Origin of the sequence: Xanthobacter variabilis (assembly GCF_043831965.2) — a bacterium.
GTDB lineage: Bacteria > Pseudomonadota > Alphaproteobacteria > Rhizobiales > Xanthobacteraceae > Xanthobacter.
This window is the reverse complement of sequence record NZ_CM195533.1, coordinates 4234189-4256095: the sequence shown is the minus strand read 5'-3', so window position 1 is coordinate 4256095 and position 21907 is coordinate 4234189. Positions and strand designations below refer to the sequence as shown.

12 protein-coding genes are annotated in these 21907 nt (G+C 67.4%); 3 read left to right on the top strand and 9 right to left on the bottom strand.

The features are described 5' to 3' along the window. Positions 1-32 precede the first annotated feature (32 nt). On the bottom strand, positions 33-1355 hold the full coding sequence (locus V5F26_RS18505; protein ID WP_394055727.1) for a DegT/DnrJ/EryC1/StrS family aminotransferase: 1323 nt from the start codon (positions 1353-1355) through the stop codon (positions 33-35). Positions 1356-1435: 80 nt separating this feature from the next. On the opposite strand from V5F26_RS18505, the gene V5F26_RS18500 reads away from it, so the two are divergent. Beyond that, positions 1436-2866 carry a sugar porter family MFS transporter gene (locus V5F26_RS18500; protein WP_394055726.1) on the top strand — a complete coding sequence of 477 codons (1431 nt, stop codon included), beginning with the start codon at positions 1436-1438 and terminating at the stop codon, positions 2864-2866. A 9-nt stretch (positions 2867-2875) separates the two neighbouring features. On the opposite strand, the gene mntR is transcribed toward V5F26_RS18500, so the two are convergent. Further along, the gene (mntR, locus tag V5F26_RS18495) at positions 2876-3346 is read right to left on the bottom strand and encodes a manganese-binding transcriptional regulator MntR (protein ID WP_370640693.1); all 471 of its coding nucleotides are present in this window, start codon (positions 3344-3346) and stop codon (positions 2876-2878) included. Positions 3347-3665: 319 nt separating this feature from the next. Here mntR and V5F26_RS18490 point away from each other — a divergent pair, with 319 nt between their 5' ends. Beyond that, positions 3666-5018, top strand: coding sequence for an Nramp family divalent metal transporter (locus tag V5F26_RS18490; protein WP_394947135.1), 1353 nt, complete (start codon positions 3666-3668; stop codon positions 5016-5018). 117 nt (positions 5019-5135) lie between these two features. Here V5F26_RS18490 and V5F26_RS18485 read toward each other — a convergent pair whose 3' ends face one another. The 7 genes from V5F26_RS18485 to V5F26_RS18455 form a co-directional block, all read right to left on the bottom strand. Beyond that, positions 5136-5600, bottom strand: a complete 465-nt coding sequence (locus V5F26_RS18485; protein ID WP_234051753.1) for a YbaK/EbsC family protein — start codon at positions 5598-5600, stop codon at positions 5136-5138. A 9-nt stretch (positions 5601-5609) separates the two neighbouring features. After that, positions 5610-6845 carry a linear amide C-N hydrolase gene (locus tag V5F26_RS18480; RefSeq protein ID WP_394947136.1) on the bottom strand — a complete coding sequence of 412 codons (1236 nt, stop codon included), beginning with the start codon at positions 6843-6845 and terminating at the stop codon, positions 5610-5612. 257 nt (positions 6846-7102) lie between these two features. Beyond that, positions 7103-8521 carry a glutamate decarboxylase gene (gad, locus tag V5F26_RS18475; RefSeq protein ID WP_394947137.1) on the bottom strand — a complete coding sequence of 473 codons (1419 nt, stop codon included), beginning with the start codon at positions 8519-8521 and terminating at the stop codon, positions 7103-7105. Positions 8522-9176: 655 nt separating this feature from the next. Beyond that, a complete protein-coding gene (gene prfB, locus V5F26_RS18470) occupies positions 9177-10307 on the bottom strand; it encodes a peptide chain release factor 2 (protein WP_234051755.1) in 1131 nt (376 codons plus the stop codon). 168 nt (positions 10308-10475) lie between these two features. Continuing rightward, the gene (locus tag V5F26_RS18465) at positions 10476-13046 is read right to left on the bottom strand and encodes an EAL domain-containing protein (RefSeq protein ID WP_394055716.1); all 2571 of its coding nucleotides are present in this window, start codon (positions 13044-13046) and stop codon (positions 10476-10478) included. Positions 13047-13332: 286 nt separating this feature from the next. After that, positions 13333-15744: a penicillin-binding protein 1A gene (locus V5F26_RS18460; protein ID WP_394947138.1), complete on the bottom strand. Its 2412-nt coding sequence runs from the start codon at positions 15742-15744 to the stop codon at positions 13333-13335. Between the two features lie 346 nt (positions 15745-16090). Beyond that, a complete protein-coding gene (locus V5F26_RS18455) occupies positions 16091-17389 on the bottom strand; it encodes an N-acetylmuramoyl-L-alanine amidase (RefSeq protein WP_394947139.1) in 1299 nt (432 codons plus the stop codon). Positions 17390-18279: 890 nt separating this feature from the next. Here V5F26_RS18455 and V5F26_RS18450 point away from each other — a divergent pair. Further along, a complete protein-coding gene (locus tag V5F26_RS18450; protein WP_394947140.1) occupies positions 18280-21411 on the top strand; it encodes an Rne/Rng family ribonuclease in 3132 nt (1043 codons plus the stop codon). Positions 21412-21907 lie beyond the last annotated feature (496 nt).

Sequence of the window (21907 nt, the reverse complement as noted above, 5' to 3'; positions counted from 1 at the left end):
GCGCGGACGGCTCCCGGGGCCGGGATGCCGCCTCAGCCGAGGACGACCCGCGCCACTTTGCGCACGGCGAGGATGATGTCTTCCACATCCGCGTCGGTCAGGGTCGAGGCGATGGCGATGAGGGCGCTGCGGGCATGCAGCGCATCGCAATGGGGCAGGGCGCCGGCGCTGTAATCATAATCGGCGCCGAAGGCGTTGGCCGGATGGGTCCAGGGGAAGCCGTCGCGGCTGTTGGAGCGCTTGTGCACCAGGCTCGGGATGTTCGAGTACCAATGCATGCCCCATTCACGCATGGTCACGCAGGCCAGGCTCCCGGGCGGCCCGGAAATGCCCTCCGCCCGCACGCATTCGATGAAGCGCTTCGCGGTGGCTTCGTCGGGCAGCATCATGATGAGGAAGGGGCCGCTGTCCCCCGCCGGGTCCGGAATGGTGCGGAAGGAGAGGCCGGGAATGTCCGAAAGGGCGTTGCGGATGCGCCATTTGGAATCGCGCATGGCCCCCGTGATCTTCGGAAGCTTGCGCAGCTGGGCGAGGGCCATCGCGCCGGCCAGCTCCGACATGCGCGCGCCCACGCCCCACAGCTGGCAATCCTCGTCCGAGGTGTCGAGCCGACCCTGAGCGTTGCGCGGGTAGCCGAGATCGTGCAGCGCCACGATGCGGCGGAAGAGCTCGTCGTCATTGCTCGTGATCAGGCCGCCGTCGCCGGAGGTCATGTTCTTGTTGAGCTGGAACGAGAAGATGGCGATGTCGCCGAACGTGCCCACCGGCTGGCCGTGGGAGCTGGCGCCGGCGGTCTGGGCGCAATCCTCGATGAGGCGCAGGCCCTTCTCGCGGCAGATGCGCGCCACCTCCTGCACGTGGCCGGGCGCGCCGCTCATGTGCACCATCAGCACCGCGCGGGTGTGGGGGCCGATCTTGCGGACGAGGTCCTCGGGGTCGAGGGTGAAGGTGTCGTCGATGTCCACCAGGCGCGGAATGGCACCGGCGCGCACCACCGCGCTCACGCACGACACCCACAGATAGCCGGGCACCAGCACCTCGTCGCCCGGGCCGAGGCCCAGCGCCGACACCGCGATGGACAGGGCCGCCGTGCCGCAGGAGACGCCCAGCGCGTGGCGGTGGCCGAAGGTGGAGCACCATTCGCTTTCCAGCGTGTCCACCATGTGCTGCAGGTCCGGGCCATAAAAGCGGAACGGGCTGCGGGCGCGCACCACACGTTCCACCAGCTCCAGCTCCTCGGCGCCGATCCAATGGGCGCCCGGCAGCTCCCACGGCAGGGGCGCGGTTCGCACCGGCTCCCCTCCATCGATGGCCAGACGGTTGGCGTGTTCGCGAGCGACGGTCGTGGGGGACATGCCTTGCTCCTGCACCCAACGCTTGCGCCCGCACCCAGGATTTTTGGGCGAACGCCTTTCGCGCTGGTCAGCATATACCTATGCTTCAGCTCGGCCCTGAGCCGCAAGCGAGAGCGCGGGAAAATCTTGCCCATTCGGACAACATATCTTTGCTTGACAGGCGAGGTTTGCTGGTGAAAGTCGTCGTTCTTACCTCCGCGCTGGTGCTGTGTTTCGGCGCCCTGTTTGGCTTCAGCACCGCATCCATTGCCGGCGTCCTGGCTGATATCACGGCGGATTTCAGTCTTTCCACGCACGCGGTCGAGATGATCGTGACAGCGCTGCTGGTGGGCTGCTTCGTGGGGGCGGCAAGCGCGGCACCGGTGTCTTCGCGCATTGGGCGCAAGCCATCGCTGTTTCTCGCGGTGGTCTTTGCTTTAGTTGGCTATGGGCTGATCCTGCTGGTGGGGCAGGTGCCGTTCGGCCCGCAACTGTTGGCGGGCGCGCGCGTTCTGATTGGCCTTGGTGTCGGCCTTTCTTCCATGGTTGTGCCAATGTACGCGGCCGAGGTGACCGCCGCGCGCTACCGTGGGGCAGTTGTGTCCATGTACCAACTCGCGATCACGGTTGGAATACTTGGCGGCTATTCTGTACCTCTCGCGCTGATGAATGTCGCGTCGTGGCCGGTGATGCTGGCGCTTGGGCTGGTGATCGTCGTGGCGTGCGGTCTCGTGGCCGGGACGCTGCCGGAAAGTCCGCGCTGGCTGCAGGGCCAGGGCCGCACGGGCGAGGCGCAGGCGGCCGCGCGCGTGTTCGGCATTGCCGATGAGATGGGGGAGGCCGCGCCGGGCGCGGCGGCGCTGCCCTTGCGCGCGGTGCTTCGCCAGGGCAGCACCCTGGCGGTGCTCGGCCTGTGCAGCGCGTTGTTCGTGCTGCAGAACTTCTCGGGCATCGACGGCATTCTCTATTACGCGCCGCACATTTTCACGGAGCTCGGCTTCTCCGCCGGCCTCGCGTCCCTGGCGGCGACGTTCGGGCTTGGCCTTGTCAATGTGCTGGCGACGGTGGCGGCCATGGTGCTGGTGGACCGGCTCGGCCGGCGGCCGCTGCTGATCGGCGGCTCGGCTGTGATGGTGTGCGCCTTGGCGGCGGTGGTGGCCGCCGCCACCTTCGATTGGCCGTTCGTGGCGCTGGGCGGCCTCAGCCTCTACATCGTTGCGTTCGCCTTGAGCCTGGGGCCGCTGCCTTATGTGCTGATGTCGGAGCTGTTCCCGGCTGCCATTCGCGAGCGCGGCATCGCCCTGGCGTCCGCCACCAGCTGGCTGTTCAACGGCATCGTCGCCGCCACTTTCCTCTCGGTGGTGGGGGTGATGGGCCTTGCGGCGACCATCGGCATCTTCCTGGCGGTGTGCGTGGTCTCGCTGCTGGTGGCGCTGACGGTGACGCCCGAAACGCGCGCGGTGCCCCTGGAGCGCATCGAGGATGACGTGCTGGCCGGCAAGCCCCTGCGCGCCATCGGGGCAGGAGGCTGAGCGCCTCTCTCAGCCCTGGCTGTCAAGGAAGCGGCGGAAGGCGCTGAGTGTCTTTTCCGAAACGTAGTGCTCCATCCCCTCGGCGTCGGTCTCCGCCGCCTCGCGCGGCACGCCGACAGCCAGCAGGAAGTCCACCACCAGGCGATGGCGGGCCCGCACCCGCTCCGCCATGGCGGCGCCCGCCTCGGTGAGGAACACGCCGCGATAGGGCCGGGAGGTCACAAGCCCCTCGCGCTTCAGGCGGGCGATGGCTTTGGTGGCGGTGGGGTGGGTCACGCCCAGCCGGCGGGCAATGTCGGTCACCCGTGCCTCGCCATGGGCGTTCAGCAGGTCGGCGATAAGCTCGGTGTAATCCTCGGGGATCTCCGCCGAGCGGGCGGTTCGGGCGCGGTTGAAGCGGCGCACCTCGGCGGCTTCCGCGGCGCGCAGGTCGATGGGGGCGGGCTCGCCGCCGCTGGCACCCTTGTGCTCGGACGTCAATCGCTCCCCCGTGACAGGCCCGCAGGGAGATCAGCCATGGGGCACCGGGGTGGGCGCGCGGCCGATCGCGAACAGGAAGACGCTCCCATTATCTGGTCGGGGTGGGGCTTTGCAACTCGCCTCGCCCCGCCATCCACCGGCGCCGGCCCGCATTTGCCGCCGGGGACATGCCGAATGGCGTCGAGCCCCGGCCGCAAGGCGCTTTCGGGACAGCCCGGCGCTGCCCGGATCCTGTCAGCACGGTGTCGCCGAAATGAGGCTATTGCATGAGGTGTAGCCATGGCTACATTATAGAGCAACTGCAACGCGGGCCCGCCCCATGCCCTCTTCGCCTTTTTCGACCGGACCGGTGCCCGAGGCGCCGACATCCCTGACCCCCAGCCTGGCATCGGCCGGGGGCGGCTCGGTCACACAGCGCACCAATGCCGCCATCGCCGAGGTGCTGTCCGGCCGCCGGCGGGGCGGCACGCTGCTGTTCATGGGCCCGGCGGTGGTGGCCTCCATCGCCTACATGGACCCGGGCAATTTCGCGACGAACATCCAGGCTGGCGCGCATTATGGCTATGCGCTGCTCTGGGTGGTGGTGGCGGCCAATCTGGTGGCCATGCTGTTCCAGGCGCTGTCCGCCAAGCTCGGCATCGCCACCGGGCGCAATCTGGCGGAGATGTGCCGTTCCGAGCTGCCCAGGCCCATGGTGTGGGCGATGTGGGTGGTGAGCGAGGTGGCGGCGATGGCTACAGACCTCGCCGAATTCCTTGGCGGCGCTATCGGCCTGTCGCTGCTGTTCGGCCTGCCGCTGCTGGTGGGCATGGGCATCACCGCCATCGTCACCTACGGCATCCTGATGTTCGAGCGCTATGGCTTCCGGCCCATGGAGCTCATCATCGGCGGCCTCGTGGGGCTTATCGGCCTGTGCTATCTGGCCGAGCTGTTCATTGCGCCGGTGGATTGGGGTGCGGCGTTCACCGGCGCGGTGACGCCGCAGATTCCCGACGGGCAGGCGCTGATGATCGCCGTGGGCATTATCGGTGCCACCGTCATGCCGCACGCCCTTTACCTGCATTCGGGCCTGACCCAGAACCGCACCACGCCGGAAAACATCGCCCAGCGTCGGCTGCTGGTGCGCTTCTCCAACCGGGAAGTGATGCTGGCGCTTTCGGTCGCCGGGCTCGTCAACATGGCCATGGTCATCATGGCCGCAAGCGCGTTCCATCTCGGCCACTCGGACGTGGCGGAGATCGAGACCGCCTACCATACGCTCACGCCCCTGCTGGGCGCGGGCGCGGCGGGCATCTTCCTCGTTTCGCTCATCGCCTCCGGCGTCTCCAGCTCGGTGGTGGGCACCATGGCGGGGCAGATGATCATGCAGGGCTTCGTGGGGTTCCGCATTCCGCTGCTGGTGCGCCGGCTCGTCACCATGGTGCCGGCCTTCGTGGTGGTGGCCATGGGCGTGAACACCACCTACGCCCTGGTGCTGAGCCAGGTGGTGCTGTCCATCGCCCTGCCGGTGCCCATGATTGCCCTCGTGATGTTCACCCGCCGGCGTGATCTCATGGGCGAGTTCGCCAATGGCCCGCTCACCACGGCTTTCGCGGTTATCGGCAGTGTGCTGGTGCTGGGGCTGAACGCGGTGCTGCTGTTGCAGACGTTCGGCGTCGACCTCGGCGTGTGAGGTCCGGGCGCCCGCGGAGCTTGCGGGCGCGTGTCGTTTGCTCGGCTTGGACGCTCACGCGGGGGCGTTCACTCTTGCCGCCCATTCACTCGTGTCGCCATTCACTCTTGCCGCCATTCACTCCTGGCGAACATTCGCCGGCGCCGCGCCGGTCATTTCGGCCAGCAGCGCCGCGCGGGTGCGGAAGACGTGGAGTGGCGAGCCCGCCGCGGCCCAGATGGGGTCGAGCGCCATCAAGTCCTCATCGATGACAACGATGAGCGGCGCTGCATGCCCCACCGGCGAGACGCCACCCACGGCGAAGCCCGTCTTCCGCGCGACCCAGTCGGGATCGGCCGGCTTCACCGCAAGGCCGGTGATGGCCGAGACCTTCTTGCGGTCAATGCGGTTGGCACCGGAAGCGATCACCAGCACGGCCTCGTCGCCAGCACGGAACACGATGGATTTCGCGATCTGCGCCAGCGCGCAACCCACGGCCGCGGCGGCGTCCGCCGCGCTGTGGGTGCCTTCCGAAAAGGCCATGATGCTGTCCTCGTGCCCGGCCGCGAGAAGGGCCTGGCGCACGCGTTCGACGCCCTCCATGACCGCGCCTCAGCCCAGCTTGGCGACCAGGAGCTCGGCCGCGACGTTCGCCACGGGCAGCGCGCCAACGGCGTTGAGCGGCAACGCCTTCACTTCATCCGCGCCCTTCAGGGCCGCGAAATCGAGGCTCACATAGTTCATCCCGGCATAGGTGCGCACCAGGAAGCGTCCCCCGGCAAGGTCGGTGAGGGAGGTCCAGGAGGTATATTCGGTGGTGGTGTCGGCCTCGCCATCGGGCTCCGCGCCCTCCACCTCCAGGCCGCCGGCGCCGCGCGGGTCCACGGTGATGCCCTTCGGCCGGTCGAAATTGTTCATCACATGGGCCAGGGCCGAGAGCGCCGCCTCGGGCGCAGCGCGCTCCGCATACTGGGCATAATAGGCCGCGCGCACGAACCGGCCGACGGCCGTGTTGGAGGCCGGCAGGCCGGCGGTGGCAATGCCGGAATCCGGCTGGCGCACATTCAGCTTGCCGAACGTGCCGGAGGACCGGTCGAGGTTCGTCAAATACGAGTAATTGTTCATGTTGGTGAGATGCCACGGGAAATCCGGCCCGTTGGTCATCACGCCGATGGGATTGTCATAGACATTCTGCTTGCCGTCCGCGAACTCGATGACCAGCGAGCCGCCGGCCTGGTCATGGACGATGAAATGGAACGGCGTGCGCGCACCGTGCAGGGCCTCGAGCGCGGAGAGCAGGACAGGCTGTGCGGCAAGGGCGGTCTTCACCTGGTCCGTGGTCTCGAACTGCCCGAGGGTCCACACGCCGAGGTCGATGGCCGCCAGAGCCGCCTTGGTCTTCTGGAAGCTGATGGCGGGCCCTTCCGCGTCGGCGAAGGCCAGCAGGCTGAAGGTGAGGCCCTTTTCATTCACGCCTTCCACCAGCTTGAGGTCCGCCACCGTCCCGTTGGGCACGGTGATGCCGACAATGGCGTGGCGCGTCTCGAATACCAGCGGATCGCGCTCCGGCACGGCGGAGCTGACCTTCCGCCCGGCGGGCAGATAGGTGAGCAGGTAGGGCAGCTCCATGGGCAGTTCCAGGGTGCGCCCGGCATAAACGCCGCCTTTATTGTCCCGATAGAGCAGGGCGGTGCAGGCCACCACGGCGTCCACCCCCGTATGGGGCGTGAGCAGGGCCAGCAGGGCGAACGCTGCGAACAGAGCCAGTGTTAGAGCGGACGGGCGGAACCGGCTTGCGAAGATCTTTGCGACACGGGTCTTGGTGGCGAACATCTCGGCTCCGGCCATGGAATGACAACCTCGGATGAGGGCGGGTCCGCCTGAACCCGCCGGTAGGATTTGCAGCAGGCTAGAGCATTTTCCGGTTTCACGGAATCCGGGAAATGCTCTCGCCTGTTGAGTGGTGGCGTTATCTTCGCTTGAACTGCGGTCTACTTCGCTCAAGTCCTCCTTGAGCCATCCCCGTCGCCGCCGACGGGCGACGGGACGTCCCAAGTCTTCGCCGGCCTTGACCTTTGGCGGGCCCCATGCAGGGGCCCGCCCCGTCAGTTATGGTTGAAGCCGCTCGCTTCCGCCGAGGTGAGCGGCGCCGTCACCGGATGCTTCTCGAAATAATCGAGCGTGCGCTTGATGTCGTCCACCAGCAGGCTCGCGAGATCGCGGCTCACCCCGTGCCGCACCAGGATACGCTGGATCACCAGATCCTCGCGATGGGCGGGCATGGAATAAGCGGGCACCTGCCAGCCGCGGCTGCGCAGCCGGTCGGCCACGTCATAAAGGGTGGAGCCGCCAATGCTCGCATTGTCCTTCAGCTTCCAGCACAAGGCGGGAATGCCGGCCTTGCGATCGCCATTGAAGAGCACCTCGAACGGGCCCAGGGCGGCGATTTCCTGCGCAAGGTATTCGGCCGTGTCGTAGCAGGCGTTCTGGATCTTGGAATAGCCTTCGCGGCCGAGGCGCATGAAATTATAGTATTGAGTAATCACCTGCCCGCCGGGGCGCGAGAAGTTCAGCGCGAAGGTGGGCATGTTGCCGCCCAGATAGTTCACGTTGAACACCAGGTCTTCCGGCAGGTCGGCGGCTTCGCGCCACACCACCCAGCCCACGCCCAGGGGCGCGAGGCCGAACTTGTGGCCCGAGGAGTTGATAGACTTCACCCGCGGCAGGCGGAAATCCCATTCCAGCTCGGGCGCGCAGAAGGGGGCGAGGAAGCCTCCGGAGGCGCCGTCCACATGGATCGGGATGTCGAGCCCGGTGTCTTTCTGAAGCTGGTCGAGGGCGTCGCTGACCGCCTTCACCGGCTCGTATTGGCAGGTGAAGGTGACGCCCAGGGTGGGCACCACGCCGATGGTGTTCTCATCCACCCGCTTCAGCACTTCTTCCGGGCTCATGATGAGCCGGTCGCCCTCGAGCGGGATCTCGCGGAGCTCAACATCGAAATAGCGGGCGAACTTGTGCCAGCAGATCTGCACCGGCCCGGTGATCATGTTGGGCTTGTCGGTGGGCTTGCCTGCCGCCGCGCGCTTCTTGCGCCACTGCCACTTGAGCGCGAGGCCGCCCAGCATGGCGGCTTCCGAAGAGCCGACCGTGGAACAGCCGATGGTCTCGCGTGGGGAGGGGGAGTTCCACAGGTCCGCCAGCATGCGCACGCAGCGCTCTTCAATGGCGGCGGTTTGCGGATACTCGTCCTTGTCGATCATGTTCTTGTCGATGGACAAGGCCATGAGGTCCTGGATCTCCTGATCCACCCAGGTCTGGCAGAAGGTGGCGAGGTTCTGGCGGGAGTTGCCGTCCAGCATCAGCTCGTCGCGCACGGCGGTGAACACGTGGCGAGGGTCGTGTTCCTTGGTCGGGAAATTGAACTTGGGAAGCTGGCCGTGCAGGTCGCTCGACGAGTAGACGTCGTCGAGAAGCTCGTCCCGCAGCGCGCCGGCGGCGGGGGCCTTGGAGAGATCAGAAGTCAAAGGCGGCCTCCTCAGGGTCGGATGTCACCATGCCGGCGGCTTGGGTGTGCGCGCGGCGTGTGCGGGAATGCAGCTCTGTGCGAGGTGCGCTTGAGGGTGGGGAGCAGCTCCGCCAGCTCGGCCAGCGGTATCGTTACGGGTGAAGATGGCGAGAGGGGAGACGTCGCGGGGGCTCGATGCCGACGCCAAGGGCCGGGCGAACCATCGCCAGCGCGGTAAATCGCTTCCGACCTGTGGGCAGGGGCGGCGGCGCGCGGCGGACGAGGTGCGTTCGCGTCGAATACACGGACAGGCTGACGCTCCATCGATGGCGCCCGGAGCGGGTCTTGGATGCGTGCGCGGCGTTGCAAGAGCCGCCACCGAAAGCACGGATATGGATCGATGGACCAGCGGTCGCATCGCGCGGCTCCGCCTCAAACCTCCGCCCCCAACCGTTTCCCATTACCCGCAGTAAGCGACAATCCACGCGCGAAGGCAAGGGGCGCCATCGCCGGGCGTGCACTGGAACGCGACACGGCGGCGCGCCAGCCCGCCCCGGCCGGTGAGGCCGGCGCTTGGGCCTGGGCCTGCGGCAGCGATCGCTGAGAATGGGGCGCGAAGGCCTGCGGCGCGCACAGGACCCGCCGGGGGCGGAGGGGGGCGCCCTCCGCCGCGATCAGTCCACGTCGTCGACGCTCTCGGGGCCGCCGCCATAGGCGCGCTGGGCGAGGGCGGCCTGCATGAAGGTGTCCAGGTCGCCGTCGAGCACTTCCTGCGGGGTGCCGGACGAGACGCCGGTGCGCAGGTCCTTCACCAGCTGATAGGGCTGGAGCACATAGGAGCGAATCTGGTGGCCCCAGCCAATATCGGTCTTGGCGGCCTGCTCCGCGGCGGCTTCCGCCTCGCGCTTCTTCAGCTCCATCTCGTACAATTTCGCGCGCAGCATGTTCCAGGCGGTGGCGCGATTCTTGTGCTGGGAGCGGTCACCCTGGCTCACCACCGCGATGCCGGTGGGAATGTGGGTGAGGCGAACCGCCGATTCGGTCTTGTTCACGTGCTGGCCGCCCGCGCCGCCGGAGCGCATGGTATCCACCCGCACGTCGGCCTCGTTGATCTCCACCACGATGCGGTCGTCGATCACCGGGTAGACGTCGACGGAGGAGAAGGAGGTCTGGCGCCGGGCATTCGAATCGAACGGCGAGATGCGCACCAGCCGGTGCACGCCCGCCTCGGTCTTCAGCCAGCCATAGGCGTTGTGGCCCTTCACCATAATGGTGGCGGACTTCAAGCCGGCCTGCTCGCCCGCGCTTTCATCCACCAGCTCCACCTTGAAGCCGTGTCGTTCCGCCCAGCGGGTGTACATCCGCAGCAGCATCTCGGCCCAGTCCTGACTGTCGGTGCCGCCGGCGCCCGCATGGACCTCGAGATAGGTGTCGTTGGAATCGGCCTCGCCGGAAAGCAGGGATTCGAGCTCGCGCCGGGCGAGCTCGGCCTTCAGAGCCTGGAGCGCGCCGGCAGCTTCGGCAATGACGCCTTCATCACCCTCGGCCTCGCCAAGCTCGATCAGCTCCACATTGTCCGCGAGGTCGCGCGCGATCCGGTCGATGGCGGTGAGGCCATCTTCCAGCGTCGTGCGCTCCTGCATGATCTTCTGGGCCCGGTCCGGCTCGTCCCACAAAGTGGGATCCTCCACCATGGCGTTCAGCTCGGCCAGGCGTCGGCGAGAGCGGTCCACGTCCAGGTGGGACCGCAGCAGGTCCAACGATTGATTGATCTCGTCGACTTTCGCGGCGAGTTCCGCGCGCATGGCTTCATGGTCTCCGGATGGGGCCGCGGAAAATAGCGGCCGCGCGCGCAGGTGTAAACGGCGCAGCTGTGAATGGAAGCAGGGAAAGTCCCACCGTCGCGCTTCTGGCGCACTTTTTGCCACTGTCGAGCCGCCAGCGGCCCCGAAGTGGAGCGCGGGTCGCGACGGTCAGGCGCGGCTGGCGGTGGGGCGGGTGTTGTGCTGAAGCCGGGTGACGAACCAGGCCTCGAAATCCTCGGTGGCGAGCGGGCGAGCGAACAGGTAGCCCTGCGCGGCGTGGCACTTGAGCTCGCGCAGCAGCGCCATCTGGGCCTCGGTTTCCACCCCTTCGGCCACCACGGACATGCCCAGGCTCTGACCGATGCGGATCACGGCGGTGGCAAGGGCCTGGGAGTTCTGGTCCTGCTCCAGGCTCATCATGAAGGAGCGGTCGATCTTCAGCTCCGCGATGGGCAGGCGCGCCAGGGCGGAAAGGCTGGAATAGCCGGTGCCGAAATCGTCCATGGCGATGTGCACCCCGAGCGCCTCGATGGCGCGTGCGGTGGCGAGCGAATTGGGGTGCTGGTCCATCATCACCCGCTCGGTGATCTCGACACGGATATCACTCGGCTGGATGTTGTATCGCTTCAGGCCGTCGGCGATGACATCGACGATGGTGCCGCTACGGAAGCTCAGCGGCGAGAGGTTCACGGAAATGTGGGGCACCGGCAGGCCCTCGGCCCGCCACTTCGCGATCTGGGCGCAGGCGGTTTCCACGCCCCATTGATCGATCCCGTCCACCAGGCCGTATTCCTCGGCCAGGGCGATAAAGCGGGGCGCAGGCACGTCGCCATGGATGGGGTCATGCCACCGGCTGAGAGCTTCCACCCCGTGGAGCGAGCCGTCGGTGATGCACACCTGCGGCTGGTAGTATTGCTTTAAGGCCTTGTTCTGGATGGCCTTGCGCAAGGCCACCGACAGCACCAGCCGGTTCTGAACGCGCTGGTTGAGGTCCTCGGTGAAAAAGCGGAACTTGCCCCGGCCTTCACGCTTCGCCTCGTACATGGCGGTGTCGGCGTGCTTCAGCAGCGTTTCGGCGTCGCGCCCATGCTCGGGGAACAGGGTGATGCCGATGCTCACCGTCATCGCGAGGTTGAGCCCCTCGATATTGACGGGCGCGGCCAGATATTCGAGCAGCCGGCCGGAGATGCGGGCGGCTTCGTCACCGCGGCAATTGTGGATGAGGATGACGAACTCATCCCCGCCGATGCGGCCCACCACGTCGCCGGTGCGCAACTGAGCCTTCAGGCGCCGGGAAATTTCCACCAGCAGGCGGTCGCCGGTGGTGTGGCCCAGAGTGTCGTTGACGTCCTTGAAGTGATCCAGATCAAGAAACAGCAGCGCCAGTGGCAGCTTTAGCGCTTCCGCGCGCAGCAGCTCGTCGCTCATCAGGTGCAGAATCTCACCACGATTCGGCAGGCCCGTGAGGGGATCCATTGAGGCGAGGCGCGCGATATGGCGCTTGGATTCCTGCCGCTCCATGGCCAGCGCGCACAGATGGATGCAGGCGTTGACGATCTGCTCATCCCAGGCGGTGGGGGCGCGACGGTCCGTGAAATAGAACGCGAAGGTGCCGGCCACCTTGCCGGAGCGCAGCTTCACCGGGACCGACCAGCAGGCGAGCAGATTGGCCGGCAAAGGCAGCCAGCGGAAATCGTCCCAACGCGGATCGGTGGCGATGTCCTCCACCAGCACCGGCTCGCCGAGAAACGCGCAGCTGCCGCACGACCCGACGTCCGGCCCGATGGCAACACCTTCCACGGCAGCGACGAAACTCTGGGGAAGGCTGGGCCCGGCGACCGGCTGCAGAAGGCCGTCATCGGTCACCGAAATAATGGAGGTGACAACGCCGGGGGCGATAGCTTCCACTTTCCGGCAGACGAGATCCGCGACGGCGTCGAGCGGCTCGTCCGAAACCACGGCGGCGAGAACATCCCGCCGCAGCTCTTCGATCTGCTTGATTTGGGTGATGTCAGCCAGAACGGCGACGATGTTCGCGATCTCGCCGGTCGAGTTGTCGATCACACGGTTAAAAGTCGCAGACACCCAGACGCCCCTTCCTGAGCTATCGGACAACAGTACCTCTTCAGTGAATTCCGGCAACTGTTTTAGGCGATCGGTAAGCTGATTTGTTAACGCTCTTGTGCCGGAATCGGTCGCGAGAAGGGCGAAAGGCTCTTGTCCGAGAACGTCGTCAACCGTGTAGCCGAACCGGTCTGTGAATGCGCGGTTGATGTAGACCGCCTCCGACCGGCTGTTCAGAACCAGGACGATGCGCCCCGTGGTTTCCGCAACCAGGGAGAGAATGCGCATCTGCTCGCGCTGGCGCACGTCCGCGGTGATCTCGCGGACAAAGGCTGCATAATAGGTCTTGTCGCCCAACTCAGCGCGGGACAAGGCTAGCTGGCCCCAGGCCACGCTGCCATCTTCCCGCTCAATGGGAACATCGCGTGTGGTGCCGACGATCTTGGTGACGCCGGTGCGGCGCTGGGTGTTGACGAATTCGTCGTGTTGGCCGCGCCAACGCAGGGGCACGAGCTCGGCGACGTTGCGGCCCAGCACATCGGCGCGCGGGCGGCACCAGAGCCTTTCGGCGGCGTCGTTGAAAAAGATGACGTTGTTTTTGTCGTCTATGAAAACAACGGCGTCCAGGCACTGGCTAAGTGCCAGCTGGTTGAGATCCTGGACCTCCTCATCCATCGCGTCGCCCCCGCGCTGCTTGATCCCCTGCAAGGTCACGCGAGCGCGCTACCGATGCCATTGGGCGAGGTTACATTGCGCGGTACCAATCGATACCGTCAAGCTCATCCATAGCTTGGCCGTAACACAATTTCGCCCCAAGGCTGTGTGCAGGGCCGCTTTGGCCGTGCCAACAAAGGGTTAACCAAGAGTGACGAAAGCCGTGGGTTCGCCGCGGCGGGCTCTGTGGGGACGAGAGTGGGCGAAAAGATGAGGGCGGCGGCCCGTTGGAACCGCCGCCCGGTTTTCAGTAGAGGCCGCCCGTTCCCGCGCTGGAGCCGGACCCAATGCCGCCATCGGATGCCCCAGAGGAATCAGAGACCGAGTAGCTGTCGGGCGGAGCCGTGCCGGGCTTGAAGCCTTCGAGGATGGCGTTGCTATCGCCCGCGCCCGTGCGCTGCCCGCTCTTGCGGTCGATCCGCACCAGCTTGATGCCGGCGGGCACCTTGAAGGGAATGGCGGGGCGGTCGGCCAGCGCCACTTTCATGAAGTCGCGCACGACCGGCGCCGAGAGGTGGCCGCCGGTGGCGCCCTTGCCCATGGGGCGGGGGCGGTCATAGCCGAGATAGACACCCACCACCACTTCGGGAGTGAAGCCGACGAACCAGGCGTCCTTCTCGTCATTGGTGGTGCCGGTCTTGCCGGCGATGGGCTTGCCCAGCTCCTTCAGGGCGGTGCCGGTGCCGTGCTGCACCACGCCTTCCATCATGGAGGTGATCTGGTAGGCCGTCATGGGGTCCAGCACCTGGGGCCGGCGATCGATGAGCGTCGGCTCGGGCTGGTTGGCCCAGTGGTCGGCATCGCAGCCGCGGCACTCGCGCTCGTCGTGGCGGTAGATGGTGTGGCCGTAACGGTCCTGGATCCGGTCGATGAGCGAGGGCGTTACTTTGCGCCCGCCATTGGCGATCATGGCGTAGGCACCCACCATGCGCATCAGCGTGGTTTCGCCGGCGCCCAGCGCCATGGAGAGCATGGGCGGCATGTTGTCATAGATGCCGAAGCGCTTGGCGTATTCAGCGATGATCGGCATGCCGATGTCGTTGGCGAGGCGCACCGTCATCACGTTGCGCGACTGCTCGAGGCCGAAGCGCAGCGTCTGCGGGCCGTAGAACTTGTTGGAATAGTTGGTGGGCCGCCACGTGGCCTGGCCCGCCTGCTCCAGCTCGAAGGGCGCGTCAACCACGATGGAGGACGGCGTATAGCCATTGTCCAGCGCCGCCGAATAGACGAACGGCTTGAACGAAGAGCCCGGCTGCCGCATGGCCTGGGTCGCGCGGTTGAACTGGCTCTCGTCATAGGAGAAGCCGCCGGAAAGGGCGATCACGCGGCCGGTGGTCGGCTCCATCACCACCATCGCGCCCTCGATGGCGGGGATCTGGTGGAGGCGGAACTGGCCCTGGCGGCCGGCCATGGGCTCCACATAGACCACGTCGCCGGTCTTCAGGATGGAGTTCAGCGGGCGGCGGGTCCATTTGGCGCCGTCGGCGGTGATGAGGCCCACCTCGCGCTCGGTGGAGCGCGCGCCGGACTTGGTGCGCGGCGGCTGCAGGCCGATGCGGGCGTTGTCCTTGTTCACGTCCAGCACCACGGCGAGGCGCCAGGGGATGTCGTTGAACTCCTTTACCTCGCCCAGCTTGGCGCCCCAGTCGGCGCCCGTAATGTCGATGTGGGTGACGGGCTTGCGCCAGCCGCGCTCCTCGTCGAACCGCACCAGGCCTTCCGAAAGGGTCTTCTTGGCCAGCACCTGCAGCTTGGGATCCAGCGGCGTGCGCACGGAGAGGCCGCCCGTATAGAGCTTGTTCTCGCCATAGCGCTCGAAAATCTGGCGGCGCACTTCCTCAGCGTAATATTCAGCGGCGAAGATCTGCGCGCCGGAGGGGCGGGGCGTCACGTCAAGCGGCGACTTCTTGGCGGCCTCGCCGTCCTCGGGGGACACGAAGCCGTTCTCCACCATGCGGTCGATCACCCAGTTGCGGCGATCGGTGGCGCGGGCGCGCTCGCGGAAGGGGTTGTAGGTGGAAGGCGCCTTCGGCAAGGCGGCGAGGTAGGCCACCTCCTGCACGTTCAGCTCTTCCACGGACTTGTCGAAATAGACCAGCGCGGCGGCGGCGATGCCGTAGGCGCCCATGCCGAGATAGATCTCGTTGAGGTACAGTTCCAGGATGCGGTCCTTGGAATAGGCGCGCTCGATGCGCAGCGCCAGGAGCGCTTCCTTGATCTTGCGGTCGATGGAGACCTCGTTGGTCAAAAGGAAGTTCTTGGCCACCTGCTGGGTGATGGTGGAGGCGCCCTGGGGCCGGACGTTCTTGCCGTAATTCTGCAGATAGAAGCTGGCGGCGCGGAAAATGCCCGTGGGGTCGACGCCGCCGTGCTCGTAGAAATTCTTGTCCTCGGCCGAGAGGAAGGCCTCGATGACCAGCTTGGGCACGGACTGGATGGGGATGTAGAGCCGCCGCTCCTTGGCGTACTCAGCCACCAGCGATCCGTCGGCCGCGTGCACCCGCGTCATCACCGGCGGTTCGTAATTCTGGAGCTGGGTATAGTCCGGCAGGTCCTTGGAGTACTTCCAGACGAAATAGGTCGCGCCCGCCGCGCCCACCAGCAGCACCAGGGTGAACAGAGCGAACAGGAAGCCCAGAAACCTCAGCAGCAGCCTCATCTCGCAGGGCCCCTCCACATCGTTGAACGCATGCCCCAACGGCATGCCGGCCATCTACCTGCGCCGCACCGCACGCGCGGCGACATCGCATTACCGCGACTCGGCTTCGCTGCGAAGCGGCAGATGCCGGTGCGTAGCCGTTCCCGCACCGCTTCGCCATCACAAGGCCGCGACACGCGCGCGGACCATCCGAAGATGGCGACGGCTCGCGACGGGCCAATATCAGGCGGTACCGGCGGGCGGTAGCGGCTGGCGACAACCGGCCCTTGCCCCTATGGCGGGCAAACATGGCCGCTTCGCGACCACGCGGATGGGGAGTTGGATGAGGGGCGGGTTGCGTGGGCGCTCAGCGGCCGGCCTTGCCCGGCTCGGCGCGCTGGCCCTTGGCATTCTCGGCGCGGGCCGTCTGCCCGTCGGCGGGGGTGGCGTGGGCCACGCGCGGGCCGAAAAAGTCGTTGACCGCCTCCACCATGGCGTCCGCAACCTCGTTGCGCCAGGTGTCGGAGGTGAGCAGCTTCAGATCCTCGCGGCTGGACATGTAGCCGAGCTCCACCAGCACCGAGGGGACGTCATGGGCCCGCAGCACGCGGAAGCCGGCGGACTTGAGCGCGCCGTGATGGGTGCGCGCCACGCTTTTCATCTGGTGCACCAGCTGGCGGGCGAAATGGGCGGAAAAGCTGCGGGTCTCGCGCTGGGCGAGATCCACCAGAATGCCCGCGACGGCATCCGATTCATCGCTCAGGTCCACGCCGGCGATGAGGTCGGCCTTGTTCTCCTGGTCGGCGAGGCGGGCGGCATCGGCGTCGCTGGCGGTCTCGGAGAGGGTGTAGACGCTGGCGCCGCGGGCCTTGCCATCATTGCGGGCGAGGGCGTCCGCGTGGAGCGAGATGAACAGGGCCGCCTGATGCGCGCGGGCGATGCGCACGCGCTCGCCGAGGGGAATGAAGGTGTCGGTGCTGCGGGTCATCACCACCCGGTAGATGCCCAGCTTCTCCAGCTTGTCGCGCAGCACCAGCCCGGTTTCCAGCACGATATTCTTTTCCGCGTACGAGCTGTAGCCGGTGGTGCCGGTATCGATGCCGCCATGGCCGGGATCGATCACGATCACGGGGCGGGTGTCTCCAGCTGGCGGAACGATGGGTTCGGGCGTGGCCGCCTGGGGGCGGGTGGCGGTGGCCAGGGTGCGGGCGAAGGTGGCGGCGTCGGTCGGCACCAGGTCCAGCACCAGCCGCGCTGGCTGGTCGTCCACGGCGTCGAGAATGAAGCTCTTGTCGATGGAAACGGGGCCGCCCACCTCCAGCACCATGCGGGCCTTGCCGGGCGCGAACACGCCATAGCGCAGGGCGCTCACCAGCCCGCGCTGCATCGGCTGCGGCGCCATGGAGAACACCACGTCGTCGAGGTCCACCACCACCCGGTAGGGATTGGCGAGGGTGAAGGTGCGGATATCCACCGCCCGGTCCAGGTCGAGCACCATGCGGGTGCGCTGGCCGTCGCCGGCGAGGCGGGCTTCACGGGCAAGGGTGGGCAGGCGGGCCGCCGCGGGCGCGGCCGGCCGCGTGATGCTTCCGGTCGCCTCCGGCGCGGGGGCTTCGGCATTGCGGCCGGCGGCGGCCGCAGGCGTGCAGAGAACGGTGCCGCACACCGCAATGAGCAGCGCGCGGCGAATCGGGCCGCCCCTGCAGGACCGGGCCGCCGCTCGGAAAAGTCTGGTGTGCCAGGCGGTTTGGACCATGCGCATCCCGTCGTGCCGGTGACCGGGCGGCGGCGATGGCCAATGGGGCCCGCGCCGCACGTCCTTAACGGATAGGGGCAGGTGCGTTAACCTTTGGTTGACACCTCGCCGCCGGCTGGGGATAGCGCCTGCGGCGTCGTGGTCGCGACACGGTGAAGTGCTGTGTCGGCAAGCCGTCGCGCCCTGGCGTCCCGCTGCGAGGGGCCGTCGGCACACGCATAAACCTTGCCAAGCGGGAATGAGGGCGTCTACAAAAGGCGCGTACACAGTTCGCGTTCCGGACCAGGCTCTTCGGCCACCGGCTGCCGCGGCTGCCGCGGGTGTTCCTCTTCAGGCCCGGAAGTACGCGTGGCCCTGGTGCAGCGCGCTTTCCGGCCTCAGTGGCCCACTCCACGTCGTCGGTCGCTCTCTTTCGGCGCAGCGCGCCAGCAAGGAGAGCCGGCGGCATTTCGAGCGGCGGTCCCGGCGACCCTTCCGAAACATGCCTTCGAGGAACGTTCTGGAGAATCGGGCGGGCGTGTGCCGTAGCCGGATCGGGGCCTTGGCTCCGGGGCCGGTTGGACCTTTCATCGAGGACCGGGTAGCCGAGGGCATGGACTTTTATCCGCACGACCGGCGCGTTCGCCGCGCCAGAGTGTGCCCCGACGTCGAGGGTGTGAACGACACGCCCCGGCGCGACCGATCCTCTGACTCTTTCCGTCATCACATCCGGCGTTCGAACGGCGTTCCGGCGGGGGTCTGCGACACCTCCCGGCGCCTGTGGCGGAGCTGTGGCTCCGGCGCCGTGAAGAGAGAATTCAATGGCGAACAAGATGCTCATCGATGCGACCCACCCGGAGGAAACCCGGGTCGTGGTCGTGCGCGGGAACAGGGTCGAAGAATTCGACTATGAGTCCGCCACCCGCAAGCAGCTGCGGGGCAACATCTATCTGGCCAAGGTCACGCGCGTGGAGCCCTCGCTCCAGGCGGCGTTCATCGAATATGGCGGCAACCGCCACGGCTTCCTCGCCTTCAGCGAGATCCACCCCGATTACTACCAGATCCCGGTCGCCGACCGCCTGGCGCTGATCGAGGAGGAGGAGCGCGCCGCGCGCCTCGCCGAGGATGAGGCCGACATGCGCGAGAAGCGCCGCGAGCGCGGCCGGTCGCGCAAGAGCCGCGCCGATGCCGCCGTCAGCGAAGAGGTGGAGGAGGCCGAGGACGCCGCCGCTCCGGAAGCCGCGACCGCCGAGCCGGCGGCTGCCGTTTCCGCTGCCGAGCCCGATTCCGCCGTTGAGGCCGAGCCCGCGACTGCGGTCGAGCCGGTCGAGAACGCGCCTGTAGATGAGGCGTCGGCTGATGCCCCCGTCGCCGCCGAAGCCGAAAACGCGCCCGAGGCGAAGTCCGCTGAAGAGCCCGCGGAGGCCGCTCCCGTGCACGCGCACGTGGATACCGTGACCGCCCTGCTCGCCACGGCGGAAGCCGCAGAGGCGGAAGAGGAGCGCGAGGAAGAGGCGGCCGAGGCTGCGCTGGGCACCGCGCTGCCGGCCCCCGCCCAGCAGGTGGTCGCCCTTGAGGCTCACGCCGAGGAGGCCGAGCGCCGTCATGAGGCCGAGGAGGGTGAGGTCCAGCCCGCTCCCATCCTGCCTGAGGACGAGGACGCTCCCGCCGAGGCCCGCCAGCCCCAGGACGACGAGGAAGAGGACGAGGACGACGGCGACGTCGACCAGATCGACGAGGAAGAGGAAATCGAGCACCTGGGCTCCGACGAGGACGCCCTCGAGGAGGTGCCCGAGCGCGCACCCCAGCGTCGCGCCCGTACCTATAAGATCCAGGAGGTCATCCGCCGTCGCCAGGTGATGCTGGTGCAGGTGGTGAAGGAAGAGCGCGGCAATAAGGGCGCGGCTCTCACCACCTATCTGTCCCTCGCCGGCCGCTATTCGGTGCTGATGCCCAACACCGCCCGGGGTGGCGGCATCTCCCGCAAGATCACCAATGCCGTGGACCGCAAGCGCCTGAAGGAAGTGGTGCAGGACCTGGAGGTGCCGGAGGGGATGGGCATCATCCTGCGCACCGCCGGTGCCAACCGCACCAAGACCGAGATCAAGCGCGACTTCGAATATCTCCTGCGCCTGTGGGAGACGGTGCGCGAGCTCACGTTGTCGTCCGCCGCGCCGAGCCTTGTCTATGAGGAGGGATCGCTCATCAAGCGGGCCATCCGCGACCTCTACAACAAGGACATCGACGAGGTGCAGGTGGCCGGCGAGGACGGCTACAAGGAGGCCAAGGACTTCATGCGCATGCTCATGCCGAGCCATGCCAAGGCGGTCCTGCCCTATCGTGAGCCGCAGCCCATCTTCGCCCGTTACGGGGTGGAGCAGCAGCTCGACGCCATGTTCTCTCCCGTGGTGCAGCTCAAGAGCGGCGGCTACATCGTCATCAACCCGACGGAGGCGCTGGTCTCCATCGACGTGAACTCCGGCCGCGCCACCCGCGAGCACCATATCGAGGACACCGCGCTCAAGACGAACGTGGAAGCCGCCGAGGAAATCGCGCGCCAGCTGCGGCTGCGCGACCTCGCGGGCCTGATCGTCATCGACTTCATCGACATGGAGGAGAAGCGCAATAACCGGGCGGTCGAGCGCAAGCTCAAGGATTGCCTGAAGAACGATCGGGCGCGCATCCAGATCGGCCGCATCTCCCATTTCGGCCTGCTCGAAATGTCGCGCCAGCGCATCCGCACCGGCGTGCTGGAAAGCTCCATCGAGGTGTGCCCCCATTGCGGTGGCACCGGCCATGTGCGCTCGGCGGCCTCGGTGTCGCTCCAGCTCCTGCGCGCGCTGGAAGAGCAGCTGTTGCGCTCGGCTTCCAATAATCTCATCGCCCGCACCCGGGCTGAGGTCGCGCTCTATGTGCTCAACCACAAGCGCGCTCACCTGCGCGACCTGGAAGAGCGCTTCAACGTCACCTTGACCATCGAGGCGGACGAGACGGTGACCGGCCACCAGCCGTTCATCATCGACAAGGGCGACCTTGCCGCTCCCCCTGCGCCCGCGCCGCGCGCGGCTCCGGTGGTGCACCCCGATTCCATCGCTCCCGATGAGGCATTCGTCGAGGAGGAGGAAGACGAGGTCGATGAGACCTTGGAGGCCGAAGCCGAGGGCGATGCTGCCGACAAGGCCGACGAGAACAATCGTCGTCGCCGCCGCCGCCGCCGCCGGCGGCGCCCGGGTGAGCGGGACGAGACCCGCGAGTCGGACGCCGATGGCGAGGACGAAGAGGAAGTCTCCGCCGAGGCTGAGGAGGCCGAGGGCGAAGAGGAGCCGGTGTCCGAGGACGAGTCGGGCGAGGATGACGCCAATGATCGGCGCCGCCGTCGCCGCGGCCGCCGGGGCGGCCGCCGCAATCGCCGCGAGCGGGATGGTGAGGACGGTGCCGCGGAGGGTGAAGCGGGTGAGGGTGAACTCACCGCTGATGAGACTGCCGGCGAAGGGGAAGAGGAGCAGCCCGCTCCGGTCGCCGAGCCGGTGGCAACAGCGGCTGAGGCCGAGCCCGTGACCGCGCCGGTCGTGGAGGCTCCTGAAGTCGTTGCCGCTGAGGCCGCACCGGCTGCCAGCGAGCCTGCGGAGCCCGAAACCGGCCGCCGTCGCCGTCGCTCGACGGTGCGCGAGAAGGCTCCTGCGGTGGCGAAGACTGAGGATGCCGAGCCGATTGCCGGGGAGGGCGAGGCTGCGCCCGCCTCCGAGGCGCCGGCCATCGCGTCCGAGCCGGCCGTGGAGGCCAAGGCTGAACCGGGTGAGCCCGCGGACGCAGGCAGGACGGAAGAGGTGGCTCCGGCTGCGGAGCCCTCGGCCGGCGAGCCTTCCACTGAAACGCCGGCTGCCCCTCCCGCGGATACGCCTTCGGCAAAACCGCGCTCGGGCTGGTGGCAGCGTAAATTGTTCGGCGGCTGACCGTCGTTTTCCCGCCGGTGGCTCGCGCCACCGGCGGTTTTGTTTTGGGCCGACGCGGGGCTGAGCTAGGCGGGGGCAGGGCCCGCCGTTGGCGCGTATTCTGGAACGGTGGCTACTGGTTCGCCCGATGCTGGCGCGGCGCGTTGGTGAGTGCGCCGAATTTCCCCCGCGTTCAGTCGCGCGGGGGGGGGCTACCGGCTGGTTGCTGTGGTCAACCACGCCGCAATGCCTCGAGGTCCCGACGCAGACAAGCGGGCCGCGGATCGGCTGGTCACCCCGTCACCTCATCCTTGGCTCTGAGCCGCTGCCCGAGCGGGTGCCTGCCTGAACGGCTGTGTTTGCAGTCGCGGGAGAGGTGCTCTGTCGGGCCGGCCCTTTCGCTGCGCGCATCACGACGCACCCCGGCATCCATGTCATGGGCTGGGGGTGGTGCCGGGCGGGGCCCTCGTGTCACCATGGGCGGGGCTTGGCCGGGCCTGCGCTCGGGCCACTGCCG

Coding starts and splice junctions, on each gene's coding strand:
- V5F26_RS18505 (WP_394055727.1), bottom strand. CDS start 1,355: ATGTCCCCCACGACCGTCGCTCGCGAACACGCCAACCGTCTGGCCATC.
- V5F26_RS18500 (WP_394055726.1), top strand. CDS start 1,436: ATGCTTCAGCTCGGCCCTGAGCCGCAAGCGAGAGCGCGGGAAAATCTT.
- V5F26_RS18490 (WP_394947135.1), top strand. CDS start 3,666: ATGCCCTCTTCGCCTTTTTCGACCGGACCGGTGCCCGAGGCGCCGACA.
- V5F26_RS18485 (WP_234051753.1), bottom strand. CDS start 5,600: ATGGAGGGCGTCGAACGCGTGCGCCAGGCCCTTCTCGCGGCCGGGCAC.
- V5F26_RS18480 (WP_394947136.1), bottom strand. CDS start 6,845: ATGGCCGGAGCCGAGATGTTCGCCACCAAGACCCGTGTCGCAAAGATC.
- prfB (WP_234051755.1), bottom strand. CDS start 10,307: ATGCGCGCGGAACTCGCCGCGAAAGTCGACGAGATCAATCAATCGTTG.
- V5F26_RS18465 (WP_394055716.1), bottom strand. CDS start 13,046: ATGGATGAGGAGGTCCAGGATCTCAACCAGCTGGCACTTAGCCAGTGC.
- V5F26_RS18460 (WP_394947138.1), bottom strand. CDS start 15,744: ATGAGGCTGCTGCTGAGGTTTCTGGGCTTCCTGTTCGCTCTGTTCACC.
- V5F26_RS18450 (WP_394947140.1), top strand. CDS start 18,280: ATGGCGAACAAGATGCTCATCGATGCGACCCACCCGGAGGAAACCCGG.